Source organism: Aeromonas sp. 604282 (assembly GCF_049170575.1).
In the GTDB taxonomy this organism is placed as follows: Bacteria; Pseudomonadota; Gammaproteobacteria; order Enterobacterales; family Aeromonadaceae; genus Aeromonas; species Aeromonas veronii_A.
Genome location: NZ_JAAKMV010000002.1, coordinates 62,723 through 75,403 on the forward strand (window position 1 = coordinate 62,723; position 12,681 = coordinate 75,403).

Consider the following 12,681-nt stretch of genomic DNA (forward strand, 5'->3'; position numbering starts at 1 on the left):
AGTAAACTCCGCAATATATCCCCTCGGAAATCCTCCAAGAGGTGCGCTCCACCGAGCACCCTCAAAATACCCCCATGAATGGCGACTATTTTGAGAAGGTGACGTTGGCGGGGATCGGAAAATAAAAAAGTATCGATCACTCATGCTCTTGCCCTGACTTCAGTGCTGAAGCTGCTGAGGTAATGATCTTCGTAATTTTAGAGTCAGCCAAAAAGCTCTTGCTGAACTGGTCTTTGTGTTCACGAATAAATTTATTCAAGGTAGGATGGGTTCCTAGGCGACAGGACTCCTTAAGTTCAGGCAGTGAGGCTTTCAGGTTGAAACCATTCTTTTTGATGATTCTTTCCGCCTCACGAACTATTCTACTTTGCTTACTGTAGGTAGGCTCAGTCCCAATAAAAGAGGCCGGGATTCGGTTTGCTTCCTCTTTGAGCAGACGGTCGATCAGGTCGTTGCTCACCTGTGTCCTCTCACCAAGGACAAAGAAGAGATCCCAGGCAAAGCGCTCCATTTGGCGGAAGTTTCCCGGCCAGGGGGCGGACAATATTTTCTCAATGACACCCTCTTCATAAACGGTGAAAAGTTGCGGCAACGCCTGTTTCGCTTTTCCATCGCCGGCAAAAGCAGGTAGTTCAAAGGATCTCCATCGGTATAGCGTCAGGATTTGCGCTAATAACGCACTGGCGTTGTCCTGTGCAAATAACTCGTTTAGTGATTTGAATCTCACGACGTCACGGATACGATGAAACAGGTCGCGGCGTAACCGCCCTTCGGCCAGCAGGCGCGAAACGGGCTCATTGACGGCGAGTACCACTTTGACGTCGTATTTCTTCTTTGCCGCATCTTCCCCCACTTTACTGATCCAGACGTCATTGCTGATGGCTGACAAGAGGTCCAGCAGCTGTGTTTGCGAGGCCAAACTGGCACTTTGTAGCTCATCTAGGAAGAGCACGCCGTTATGTGCCTCTTCAAAAAATCCTTTTTTGTTGGTCGCATCAGTGAATGCACCTTTCGTCGAGCCACGCATCCGTGTTTCCAGCAATGTTTCACTGACGGCGGCAAGGTTGATTTCAACCATTGCCTTACCCATCTTCACAGCCAGATGTTTTGCCGCCGCGCTTTTTCCTGTACCGGTATCGCCCTCAATAAGCAAAGGGCCGGGCTTTATGTGGATGCCCGTATCTTCATCCATTCGTAACTGTGAGTTTCTGGCAAACAGAAACGCCATCACAGTATGGAAGATTGAATCGCCACTATCAGCCTTGTGTACGGACTTTGCCAGCGCGATGGAGGTATTGCCTGCGCTAAGCAAAGCAGAAAGAGAACCAACAAACTCATCGCGCTTATCTGCCTGATACAGCGCTGAACATGAAGGAGAGCTATCTGGCAGTAGAAATACGGTTTTACGCGTCACGATAGCTCGCGCCTGGCTGACAAAATGACGGTCATTAACCCGGTCGTAGGGATCCGTTACAAAGTTGGGAAAGGAGTCGCTCTTGTTTTGTAAAACAGCACTTGGCCCTTTCTCTGCAATGTGGTCGATCCACTGCATAAAGTCCGGATACTTTTCAGTCAGCACTAGGATGTTTGTCTGTTTATTAAGCAATCCCAACGCGTGTTTCCATTCGCTCATCATGGCTTGCGAAATCATGTCGGTAATGTTCGGAGTAAGCGAAATCATCTGTTGGCGGGTAGGTCCCAAGGTGACCTCATACCAATAAGGTGCCAAATCGGGGGGGCATTTCTCTTCGCTAAAATTGATAACTCGGATTTCCATAATTTCGATTTCATCACCAAGTGAAACACTGAGTGATAATTTCACCACTATCAGCCAAAGTCAACAAAACGAAAATGCACACAAACCATTGATAATAAACAGTTAATCTTTTACTTCCAAGGTTGGCACACAATTCGCAAAAGACATATCACTGCACACAACCGAAGAGATAAAACGATGAACATCCAAATTGCGAGTCCGGACCACATCAGTAAACTGTTAGCCTTTATTGCCGTGAAAGCCAAAGGAACGCGCTTCGAAATCCCCGCAAGCTTGTTGCAAAGCGTTGAGAGTGATCTGCGTGATTTCTGTAAAGCGCACCGTGTTACGGTTCAGTTTGAAGATGCTTCAACCGAGCGTGTCATTGTCTTTTGTGCCACAGGGGCGGTAACCGGCACAGTAGTGGGCGCAATGTTCGGCGGCGTGTTTGGTGCACTGAGCGGTGCTCTGCTCGGGAGTGCAGCGGGAGCGGTCTTAGCACAGGTGCGTATTACCGTCTATCCGGCAGCCGACAGCGACAACCTTGTCCTAGTGTTAGCCTAACTTTTTATAGTGAACGCAGGTACTGCGGCATGACGTGGCACCTGCTCAAAAGGAAAAAATAATGAGCAAAACTCTTTCACTCGTTGATGTTTTACAACGTACCCTAGCACAGAACAAAGAAGACATTACGCCGCTGCTTGGCTACCTTGGCACCACTCCAGACGAACTGAACCTGCAGATGAAGCGCAGCAGTACACTCCCTGATGCGCAGAAAATTGCCCATTACCTGCGCAAAATGGGCAGCAACGATTTCGCCAGCCTGTTTCGCAGCGGTGACGGTGTGGGGTATGAAGAAATAGTCTGCGACGTTGGTGAAAAGCTCAAAGTTAAAGGGGTCACGGAAGACAAGCCGGTAGAGATCAACGAAGAATTAATTATTCAGCATCTATTTTCTGATGCACTGAAGAAAATGAGCGATGAAGAACGCCGCGCACTGATGCGTTCGATGAATCTTTCCGAGCAAGATCAGGGAGCGATTCTGGCAGGTACATTATTGGCCTCTCAGGTTATGTTGAACCAGTTTGGCGGCTTTGCGGTGTATAGGATGTCTGTCATTCTGGCCAATATGCTGGCCCGTTCGCTGTTGGGCAATGGCCTCAACTTCGCGGCGAATGCGGCACTGGTGCGCGGCGTGGGCGCATTCCTGGGTCCCATTGGCTGGATTGTTTCCGGTGCATGGCTGGCAGTAGAAATTGCAGGCCCAGCATTTCGTAAGACGGTCCCAGCGATCGTGCACATTGCCATGTTGCGACAGAACGTATTGAAACGTCTTACTATTAGCGTGGTAGGCGATGGTTCTGTTGGCAAAGATGCGCTATTTAAAAGCGTATTCGGTGTCGATACTGGCAATATCAATCCCATTGCAGGCTCAACATCCGATACTAAGGTGTACGACCTTGGGCACACCGGCACTATTAAACTGATTAACTTCCCGGGGTTCCACGATGTTCGTTCCGAGGTTAATGACTTAGTGAACGACAACATCAAGCACACCGACTTGTTCCTGTTGGTGGTTGACATTAACCGTGGTGTATCAGGTCATGACGTGCAGACCCTGAAGAACTTAAAGGCGGAGGGTAAACCTGTGTTGGTCTGTTTGAACAAGATAGATATGCTGCGACCGAATGATAAAGCTGAGGTGATTCAGGAAGCCACAAAGCGCTTCTGGGGTTCACAAGTGATTGAAACGGCATTTGACCCTGATCCACGTTTGTCGCAGGATGGTCCGGTTGGCGCGCAGGACGTGTTTGACTGGGTGGTAAATCAGCTAGAGGCGCAGGGTAAAGAGACCGCGCACCTTAAAGCCGAGCAGAAATAACGTCGATAAAATTAAGCTCGGTGCATGCCCCTAATGAATCGCCACCGCTTGAATAGGCAACTCGTCGTTAGGAGAGCATACTGAGTTGCCTACAAAACCGGTGGTGTAATGTTCACCTGCTTGCACTACTTTATCACTCTACCCGTTCATGCATTTAATAAGGATTTTATTATGTCAGGTAGTATTCAGTTGCCGCATACTTGCCCACATTGCCAAAAGGTAACAGCGAACACTTATCAGGAGCTTGAGGCTAAATTTGGCTTTAGAAACCAAAAGCAGACTGTAACCAAGCAAAGCTGGTGCCGAGTTTGTCGTTCAATCAAGGAATAAGCGGAGGTTACACATGTTCGATACATTATTTGGTTCTCTGATGGCTAAAGCAGCAGAGATGGATTTAGAGAAACTCGCGATGGTGTTTATAGTTGCTATCGTCATTGTCTCAAAGAGTAGTAAAGAAGCTAAGAGTTGATGAATCACCATGACCACGTAGCAGGGGCGTGACGGTACATCCGCCGCCCCTTTTTGAATCGCTACCAGTGATCTAGAGACTTTCCAATCATCGTGGTAACGGATCTAGAAATCTGCCGGGCTCAGCTGTTCATCGTAATGTAGTGGTGAGCCAGCTATCACTGGTATTCAAAGCTCGGGGAAGTTCTATTTATGAGCACCTCATTTTTTCGGGGGGGATTACCATTTTTAATCCTTCCTATTCCGGGATGTGGTCTTGCTCAATTTTATATCTCATCAAACACAATTTTGAACCCTATATTGGCTGTTAACATTGGTTTTTCAGCACCGTTGATACTTCGCGCTCTTGCACAGATAAATCCAATGCAGAAGCCTGTGTTACCAACAGATAATGATGCATAACAAAACCCTGGAGTGGGACCGCTTTGCGGCCACACAATTTAAAATTAGGCGAACCGAAGCTAAAGAGATAAATGAACGATGATGGAGTTTTCTTTAGGGATAGTACGAATAAGTCCAGACCTTAACGAAATCGAACAATTACTTTTTAAATTACAGCAAGTTATAGATGATCACTTTCACGCCCCATGACTTGTTCGCATGTTCCCTAACGCAGCACTCACTGGTAAATTAGGAGCGCAACGATTAATTTACCGGTGAGTGCTGCACCTTATTAGCGCTTTGAAGTTAGCTTCTTTATTGATTTCTCTAACTCGGATATCGATATAGACATATACTGTCTAGACTTTTTGGCCCCTTTAATACCTCTACTTATATCTAATATTCTCTCTTTCTGTTTCGCTGACATTGAGGAGTCTAAGCACAGCTGAAACTGAAGCTCATCCTCGAAGATTGTTTCAACATATTTAAGCTCTGGAAAAGAAATCATAGCCTTTACTGGACAGCTTGAGATCGTATCGAGTAATCCCTTATCCAAAGTAGTTACGCTTGGAATGTAAAAATTGTTACCAGTCTCTTCTGTAAGTAAAGTTTCCGTGAATCTAAATATAAACAGATCCCATGCAAGCGCCCCGATACGCTTTACCGAGTCATCCTTTGGCGACTTAAGAGAGCCCTCATCAAAAACAGGCGTAAAGAAACCAATGCTGAATCCAATGACAACTTTCCATGCGAAGTAGATTTCCTTGAGGGGTAATACACCTAGCTCATCCAAGCAGTAGTCAACAAGAATATGGAGAGCCTTTTCTATCGTGATATTCGTATTTGTCCAGCACATATGAAAGGTTTTAAGCATAACTGCATAGACTAGGTCTCTTCGATCTACCAGGCCCCACACGACTTCACTTGACCTAAAGCTCATCCAAACTGACTCAGCTTGCTCAACATATGGCTCGAATATATCGCCTTCCGTGTTCGATTTATTGATGGCGCCTCTTATTTTGTGGTCGAGATAAATTGCTGCTGAGACTTTATTAACCGGATGAGGGTTGTTGTCACAAGTAAATTGCCTTAAGTTCTCTAGCATGGCGAAAGTATAGTCGAACCCACCACCATATATTCTTTCGATCACAGTCAAGACATTTTCGATCTTTTCCGTTGTTGTAATCTCGATGCCCTTGAAGTACTTTGGAAGGTCAGACAACAAGTTCGTATCAAGTAATGCTCGTTGCTTAAAACCAATAACAGATGTTTCTAACTCCATCTCATTTCTGATTGAATCTGAGTATGCTAGCAATCGATCTTTGGCAAAGATACCTGAAATAATATGCTTCAGTGAGACATCTACCTGCAATTGTGCACCACTAAAATTTGTAGAGTACAACATTCTTACGCCGCTAAATGCGGCTTCATCTTTATCTATAACATATTGAAGAGAAGAATTTTGATCGGCGGTTAAAATTGCTTTTTTAACGCGGTATATTTTGTCTTTTTCTGTGTTCATTTAAAAATTACATCTTCCTTCAGATAAAATTAGCGCTAGCAGCTATATTCAACGACGCTTGACCGTATATCTGCGTTGGTGAAAGCCGCATAACATGAGTATCCGATCAACTACTACAATTCCTGCAAATCATCAATATCAAGCGGTTATCCTTGCTCGTCGCAGTACCCAATCGGACGAACACGGCGCCTTTCCTCTGAATCGCCCCGGCTTCTCAAGACACTTTTGAGCCGTTCGAAATATTGCTTTTCACACTCTACTGGCGGCACCACATCAACACAATGATGGGATACCGCCAACAGAAGCCGAAAAGTGGCTTAACTATGTGTCCGGATTTAGTTGACCACTACTGGATTTGACCCCATAGATCCAGACACTTTTTCCCGCTTAGGGTTGTGATACCCGACTGCGCAGAAATTCCCGGGGTGAACGGTATCCCAAGGCGCTGTGCGGGTGGTGCTCGTTATAATGCTCAAACGCGATGGCCAAATTGCCTACCGCTGTTCGGCTATCTGGTTTCGGCATCATCTCGATATAGTCTCGCTTCATCGTCTTCACGAAGCTCTCCGCTATACCGTTGCTCTGTGGGCTTCTCACCGCAGTCGTTCAGGGCTCCAACCCGAGCTCTCGTGCAAATACGCGGGTCTCATGGGCTCGATACGCCGAGCCATTATCAGTCAGCCACTCCACCGGTGATGCCGGCAACGAATCCCCGAAGCGACGTTCAACAGACCTCAGCATGACATCTTGCACCGTGGCACTGTCGTAACCCCCGGTACTAGCAGCCCAGTCCAAGGTTTCCCTGTCACAGCAGTCCATGGCGAACGTGACTCGTAGTTTTTCACCGTTATCGCAGCGAAACTCGAAGCCATCTGAGCACCAACGTCGATTGCTCTCTTTGACGGCAACACGCCCCTTATGTGCCCGCTGGGTCAATGGTGCAGCCGGTTATCTTTCCAGCAGCAGTCCATGATCGCGCATGACGCGATATACCCGTTTGGCGTTTACCACAGGCTGTCGTGTTGCCTCTGACTGACGCCGTAACAGCGCCCAGACTCGGCGATAGCCATAGGAGGGAAGCTCAGCCATCGCCTCCATGACCCGGCCAAGTAAGGCAGCATCATCATGCTGGCGATGATGACGACCATCTTGCCAACCTGGTTTTCGATGAACACGAACGGATAGCTGCGCACGCGATACATTAAGGGCCTGGCTCACAGCACTTAATCGTCGTCCTCCGGCAACAAGGGCGCATGCGCAATCCATTTTTTTGCTCGACCATACTCCACGGCTTCTTTGAGGATCTCGTTCTCCATGGTCTTCTTCCCGAGCAGACGCTGGAGCTCTCGGATCTGCTTGATGGCAGCAGCCAACTCTGAGGCAGGAACAACATCCTCACCGGCGGTGATCGCCGTGAGAGACCCTTCCTGGAATTGCTTACGCCATTTGAAAAGCTGGTTGGCGTTGACGTCGTGCAAGCGAGCGACATGAGAGACGGTCATTCCGGGCTCAAAGGTCTGCTGCACGATGGAGATCTTTTCCTGCGGAGTCCGGCGTCGACGGCGCTCAGCCCCTGTTAACACTTCGACCATCTTCTCGTTGCGACTAGAACTGAACATAGTTCCAAGACTACCTCTTAAGTTAAGAGGGGCGAAGTGTCTGGATCTTCAAGGGGCCAATCTAATAGTATCGGTACAATGGTGGACATGTTTGAAGCTCATTGTTTCTTGAGTAGGGATACATGAAGAAGAAAAAAGAGATCAACTGGGAGCGTTGGCACTGGTTAAAACAACATATCAAGCGAGTACGAAAGTCACCAGAGCCCGAAGACCCGCCAACTAAGATAACCAATTATCTAACCACGATATTTGCAGCTATCCCACTCATAACCGCCAGTATCTACTTAAGTGGCATGGCACATTTTTTTGCAAAATGTCAGGCTCATGGACTCAATATATCGGAGCTTCCCCAGCCGACCGATGTCACACTAGCCACAGGCTACTTTCTCTGGCTGATGGCAGGGAAAATATATGGCCTTACTTTCCTCGGCATCGTTCTCGGCATACTTTTTCTAGCCATCACATTGTTTCTTTGGGGATCACTTCGCCTAAGATGGGCATGGTTTTGCCATCAGATAGATATGATAAAATTCCCCAGAATAAGGCGATATATACGCCGAAGAGTGCGAGTTCCAGCCCCCAAGTTATACCTCCTGATTGTCTGGCTAAAAATCATTTACGATCGCATTGTCATTTTGATCGTGCCCGCCCTTATCATTCTACTACCCACACTTTTCAGCTTCAGTGAAGGGCGGGATGCCGCGCAGGCTCAGATACAGAAGCTGGAAAGCGACCACTTAGGAGTACTATCAGACAAGGCCTTGTCACCTCTGCTAGGTGACATGCCGCACATCCGTCTAATGTGTAACACTACTCATTGTGCTTATCGGCTCAAAGGTGGGGAAATGATGCTATTGCGTCACGATCAGGTAGAACAAGTGACATGGATAGCCCCCAAAAACACTGCAGGTAAAGCGTCAAAAGAAAACAACACTGAGAAATAGAGAGGTTATTGTGCCGGACACTGTGTGTCTGGTACTCCTCACCCTTCCAATACTCCAACATCGAACATACTGATAACAGCTGTCGCCACTTTGTCGCCATTTAGGAAAAATAAAAAGGCCACTATTTCTAGTGGCCTTTCGTAACTCTTTGATTTTAATGGTGCCCGAGGCCGGAATCGAACCGGCACGACGCGAACGTCGAGGGATTTTAAATCCCTTGTGTCTACCGATTTCACCACTCGGGCACCGCAATCGGTATCAAGCTCGCGTGGCGGGCTTGTCAATATGGAGGCACGTTCCGGAGTCGAACCGGACTAAACGGATTTGCAATCCGCTGCATAACCGCTTTGCTAACGCGCCATGCAAAAGAGAGTTGGTTCTCTATTGTCTGAATTTGGAGCGGGAAACGAGACTCGAACTCGCGACCCCGACCTTGGCAAGGTCGTGCTCTACCAACTGAGCTATTCCCGCATTGGTCTGGCTGACTGCCTGACTACGAGGACGCATTCTAGCGATGTTCCTCGCCCAGTCAACCAGAAATATTTAATTACCTGATCGTTCGGGCGTTTTTTGCCCTTTTTGAACAGTTTTAGCGCCTTTGGCCGTTTCCTGCCTCAAATCAGCGGAAACCTCACCTTGCGGCGCAAGTGACTCACAGGTTGGCGTGGTGGGTCAGATCGCCCCAGGCTGCCTTCATGTACTGGAACATCGACCAGAAGGTGAGCACGGTGGCGACATAGAGCATCACATAGGCGAGCCACACCATCCAGACGTTGTATTGCCAAATCAGACCGGTCAGCGACACCATCTGGATCATGGTCTTCCACTTGCCAATCCAGCTGACCGCCACCGAGGAGCGTTTGCCGAGCTCAGCCATCCACTCACGCAGGGCGGAGATGATGATCTCGCGGCCAATCATGGTCATGGCGGGGATGGTCACCCAAATGGTGTTGTAGTGTTCAACGATGACTACCAGTGCGGCGGCAACCATGATCTTGTCGGCAACCGGGTCAAGGAAGGCGCCAAAGGCGGTGGACTGATTGAGCTTGCGAGCCAGATAGCCATCAAACCAGTCGGTGGCAGCGGCCAGAATAAAGATGATGGCGGCAGCCAGATAGGACCATTGATAAGGCAGATAGAACAGGATGACGAAGACGGGAATGAGCAAAATCCGGAAAAACGTCAACAGGTTAGGTATATTTGTCATTATTTTCAGCCACTTCTTGTACGTCGCTACATAGTGCGCCAAAGCCGATTTGCGATGCAACCGCACTGGCGCCCGTCTTGGTCTTTTTAATCCATCAATCTTCTCAAAATGCGAGGGCCATTATGGCATTTACGGCCCCCCCGCGTCACGGCTCTTGTGCATCAAGGAGTTAGCGATTTTGCCATGCTGCTAACCCTGCTCAGGCGCTGTGCAAGCCGTCGTGGATGGTCTGGGCCAGCTCCTGACTGATGCCGGGTACCTTGGCCAGTTCATCCACGCTCGCCTTTTTCACCTCCTGCAGGCCACCCAGATATTTGAGCAGCGCCTGCCGCCGTTTCGGGCCCACCCCCGGAATATCCTCCAGACTGCTGCTGGTGCGGGCCTTGGCCCGTCTGGCTCGGTGGCCAGTAATGGCAAAACGGTGAGATTCATCGCGAATATGCTGAATAAGGTGCAAAGCGGGCATATCTGCCGGTAAATGCAGCTCTTCGTGGCTCTCCCCCATGATGAGAGTTTCCAACCCCGCCTTGCGGGTGACCCCCTTGGCAATCCCCACCAGCAGCGGATATTTGCCGCCGAGGAACTCCAGTTGACGGGCCAGGATCTCTTCGGCGCGGCGCAGTTGGCCGAGGCCACCGTCAATAAACAGCACGTCCGGCACCTTGTCCGGCTCCTGCTGCTTGCCAAAGCGGCGCTCCAGCGCCTGCTCCATCGCCGCGTAGTCATCACCACCAGTGATACCGTCGATATTGAAACGACGATATTCCGATGAAAGCGGCCCCTCCCGGTTGAACACCACACAAGAGGCCACCGTGCGCTCCCCCATGGTGTGGGAGATATCGAAACACTCCATGCGAGCGATGGGGCGCTCCAGCTCCAGCAGCTCTTCCAGCTGGTCGTAGCGGGCGGTGATGGTGCTCTTGTGAGCCAGCCGCGAGCGCAGCGCCGTCTCGGCGTTGATGGAGGCGAGCTTGATAAAGCGGGCCCGCTCGGCGCGGGTACGGCTCACCACCCGCACCTTGTAGCCTGCGGTCTGGCTGAGTGTCTCGGCGATGACGCTTTCGTCCTCGAGGGCCACATCGAGCAGCACCTCGCTCGGGATCTGCCGCCCCCCCTGCCCCGACAGATAGAACTGCAGCAGGAAGGATTGCACCACCTCGTCGAGCTGGGTATCGGCCGGCACTTTCGGGAAGTAGCTGCGCGAACCGAGCACCTTGCCCTGACGGATAAATAGCACGTGAATACAGGCAGCACCTTGCTGGAAGGCCACCCCCACCACATCGAGCTCGTCCAGCACGTTGCCGCTCACCGACTGCTGTTCGGTAACCCGGCGCAGCGCCAGGATCTGATCCCGATAGCGGGCCGCCTCTTCAAAGCGCAGATCGCCGCTGGCGGACTCCATCTTGCCCACCAGTTCGCCAATCACTTGCTGGTTCTTGCCCGCCAGAAACAGCTTGGCCAGCTCAACCTGCTGGGCATATTCGGCCTCGCTCACCAGTCCGGGCACGCAAGGACCGGCGCAGCGCTTGAGCTGATAGAGCAGGCAGGGACGGGTGCGGTTGGCGTAGACCGCATCCTCGCACTGGCGTACCGGAAATATTTTCTGCATCAGATGCAAACTCTCGCGCACCGCGCCTCCAGAGGGGTACGGGCCGAAGTACTCTCCTTTGATCTTGCGGGCGCCGCGATGGACGCCGATGCGCGGATGCTGGTGCGCGGTGATGATGATCCAGGGGTAGGATTTGTCGTCCCGCAGCAGCACGTTGTAACGGGGCTGGTACTGCTTGATGAGGTTGTGCTCGAGGATCAGCGCCTCGGTCTCGGTGTGGGTGACGGTGACCTGAATATCGGCGATCTGGCGCACCAGGGTGCGGGTCTTGATGCTGTCGACGTTGGTGCGAAAGTAGGAGGCGAGCCGCTTTTTCAGATCCTTGGCCTTGCCCACATAGATCACGGTGCCACCGCTGTCATACATGCGGTAGACGCCGCTCTGATGGGTGACGGCGCTCAGAAACGCCTTGCTGTCGAAGAGTGGTTCGGGAGAGAGGGTCATCAGCTACTCGGCTCACACAAAGGCAAAAATTGACGGGCAGAGCATACTGCCCCCGCCGCCTGAAAAGCAAAAGGGCAGAAAAGCAAAAAGGCGGCACGCGCCGCCTTTGTGACCACACGCCACCCGATTAGAGGGTATCGGCATCCAGCATGCCATAGCGAATGGCCAGATGGGTCAGTTCCACGTCACCGTTGATCCCCAGCTTGCTGAACAGACGATAGCGGTAGCTGTTGACCGTCTTCGGGCTCAGGTTGAGCTGCTCGGAGATATCGGTCACCTTCTGCCCCTTGGTGATCATCATCATGATCTGCAGCTCGCGCTCGGAAAGGGACTTGAAGGGATTCTCGTCAGCGGAGGCAAATTGGCTGAGGGCCATCTGCTGGGCAATCTCCGGGGAGATGTAGCGCTGACCGGAGTGCACCAGCCGGATCGCCTGGATCATCTCGTCGGGAGCAGCCCCCTTGGTCAGGTAACCGGCGGCGCCTGCCTGCATCACCTTGGTGGGGAATGGATTTTCTGAATGAATGGTCAGCACTATGATGCGCACATCGGGGCGGATCCGCAGAATTTTGCGGGTCGCTTCCAGACCACCAATACCCGGCATGTTCATGTCCATCAGGATCACGTCCGGATGGTGTTGGCGACAGAACGTAACTGCGGTCTCGCCGCTCTGTGCCTCACCCACCACCTTGATCCCGCGCACATCTTCAAGAATGCGTCTTATCCCTGTACGCACCAGCTCATGATCATCGACCAGGAATACATTTATCACCCAAACACCCCGTTTTATCTCGTTTTAGCCGCCCGGTTAGGGTTAACAGGGCGTCTTGCATCATAACCAAACTCGTC

Annotated in this window: 10 protein-coding genes, 3 tRNA genes and 1 pseudogene; 5 read left to right on the forward strand and 9 right to left on the reverse strand. The window is 50.7% G+C overall.

Going from position 1 to position 12,681, the window contains the following annotated elements:
* Positions 1-136: 136 nt before the first annotated feature.
* Positions 137-1,822 carry a sigma 54-interacting transcriptional regulator gene (locus G5367_RS03360; RefSeq protein WP_421243808.1) on the reverse strand — a complete coding sequence of 562 codons (1,686 nt, stop codon included), beginning with the start codon at positions 1,820-1,822 and terminating at the stop codon, positions 137-139.
* A 132-nt stretch (positions 1,823-1,954) separates the two neighbouring features.
* Here G5367_RS03360 and G5367_RS03365 point away from each other — a divergent pair, with 132 nt between their 5' ends.
* The 4 genes from G5367_RS03365 to G5367_RS03380 all read left to right on the forward strand — a co-directional run bounded on the left by G5367_RS03365 (position 1,955) and on the right by G5367_RS03380 (position 4,508).
* Positions 1,955-2,320 (forward strand): hypothetical protein, encoded by a 366-nt coding sequence (locus G5367_RS03365; RefSeq protein WP_421243809.1) that lies wholly within the window; start codon positions 1,955-1,957, stop codon positions 2,318-2,320.
* A 61-nt stretch (positions 2,321-2,381) separates the two neighbouring features.
* Positions 2,382-3,638 (forward strand): GTPase, encoded by a 1,257-nt coding sequence (locus G5367_RS03370; RefSeq protein ID WP_421243810.1) that lies wholly within the window; start codon positions 2,382-2,384, stop codon positions 3,636-3,638.
* A 343-nt stretch (positions 3,639-3,981) separates the two neighbouring features.
* Positions 3,982-4,107, forward strand: a complete 126-nt coding sequence (locus tag G5367_RS03375; RefSeq protein ID WP_421243811.1) for a hypothetical protein — start codon at positions 3,982-3,984, stop codon at positions 4,105-4,107.
* A gap of 191 nt (positions 4,108-4,298) precedes the next feature.
* Positions 4,299-4,508 (forward strand): hypothetical protein, encoded by a 210-nt coding sequence (locus tag G5367_RS03380; RefSeq protein ID WP_421243812.1) that lies wholly within the window; start codon positions 4,299-4,301, stop codon positions 4,506-4,508.
* A gap of 271 nt (positions 4,509-4,779) precedes the next feature.
* On the opposite strand, the gene G5367_RS03385 is transcribed toward G5367_RS03380, so the two are convergent.
* Positions 4,780-6,009 (reverse strand): hypothetical protein, encoded by a 1,230-nt coding sequence (locus tag G5367_RS03385; RefSeq protein WP_421243813.1) that lies wholly within the window; start codon positions 6,007-6,009, stop codon positions 4,780-4,782.
* A 387-nt stretch (positions 6,010-6,396) separates the two neighbouring features.
* Positions 6,397-7,601 (reverse strand): annotated as a pseudogene (locus tag G5367_RS03390) (IS3 family transposase).
* 149 nt (positions 7,602-7,750) lie between these two features.
* On the opposite strand from G5367_RS03390, the gene G5367_RS03395 reads away from it, so the two are divergent.
* A complete protein-coding gene (locus G5367_RS03395; RefSeq protein WP_421243814.1) occupies positions 7,751-8,572 on the forward strand; it encodes a hypothetical protein in 822 nt (273 codons plus the stop codon).
* Between the two features lie 158 nt (positions 8,573-8,730).
* Here G5367_RS03395 and G5367_RS03400 read toward each other — a convergent pair.
* The 6 genes from G5367_RS03400 to uvrY form a co-directional block, all read right to left on the reverse strand.
* Positions 8,731-8,817: transfer RNA gene (locus G5367_RS03400), tRNA-Leu, on the reverse strand.
* 41 nt (positions 8,818-8,858) lie between these two features.
* Positions 8,859-8,932, reverse strand: a tRNA-Cys gene (locus tag G5367_RS03405).
* A gap of 35 nt (positions 8,933-8,967) precedes the next feature.
* Positions 8,968-9,043: transfer RNA gene (locus G5367_RS03410), tRNA-Gly, on the reverse strand.
* A 181-nt stretch (positions 9,044-9,224) separates the two neighbouring features.
* Positions 9,225-9,779: a CDP-diacylglycerol--glycerol-3-phosphate 3-phosphatidyltransferase gene (gene pgsA, locus G5367_RS03415; protein WP_031227442.1), complete on the reverse strand. Its 555-nt coding sequence runs from the start codon at positions 9,777-9,779 to the stop codon at positions 9,225-9,227.
* A 199-nt stretch (positions 9,780-9,978) separates the two neighbouring features.
* The gene (gene uvrC, locus G5367_RS03420; RefSeq protein ID WP_139472809.1) at positions 9,979-11,832 is read right to left on the reverse strand and encodes an excinuclease ABC subunit UvrC; all 1,854 of its coding nucleotides are present in this window, start codon (positions 11,830-11,832) and stop codon (positions 9,979-9,981) included.
* A 127-nt stretch (positions 11,833-11,959) separates the two neighbouring features.
* Positions 11,960-12,604 (reverse strand): UvrY/SirA/GacA family response regulator transcription factor, encoded by a 645-nt coding sequence (gene uvrY, locus G5367_RS03425; protein ID WP_005337448.1) that lies wholly within the window; start codon positions 12,602-12,604, stop codon positions 11,960-11,962.
* Positions 12,605-12,681 lie beyond the last annotated feature (77 nt).

What these genes read in the sequence shown, in the direction of transcription:
- G5367_RS03365 (WP_421243809.1), top strand. Translation starts at nt 1,955, where the DNA reads ATGAACATCCAAATTGCGAGTCCGGACCACATCAGTAAACTGTTAGCC.
- G5367_RS03370 (WP_421243810.1), top strand. Translation starts at nt 2,382, where the DNA reads ATGAGCAAAACTCTTTCACTCGTTGATGTTTTACAACGTACCCTAGCA.
- G5367_RS03375 (WP_421243811.1), top strand. Translation starts at nt 3,982, where the DNA reads ATGTTCGATACATTATTTGGTTCTCTGATGGCTAAAGCAGCAGAGATG.
- G5367_RS03380 (WP_421243812.1), top strand. Translation starts at nt 4,299, where the DNA reads ATGAGCACCTCATTTTTTCGGGGGGGATTACCATTTTTAATCCTTCCT.
- G5367_RS03385 (WP_421243813.1), bottom strand. Translation starts at nt 6,009, where the DNA reads ATGAACACAGAAAAAGACAAAATATACCGCGTTAAAAAAGCAATTTTA.
- G5367_RS03395 (WP_421243814.1), top strand. Translation starts at nt 7,751, where the DNA reads ATGAAGAAGAAAAAAGAGATCAACTGGGAGCGTTGGCACTGGTTAAAA.
- pgsA (WP_031227442.1), bottom strand. Translation starts at nt 9,779, where the DNA reads ATGACAAATATACCTAACCTGTTGACGTTTTTCCGGATTTTGCTCATT.
- uvrC (WP_139472809.1), bottom strand. Translation starts at nt 11,832, where the DNA reads ATGACCCTCTCTCCCGAACCACTCTTCGACAGCAAGGCGTTTCTGAGC.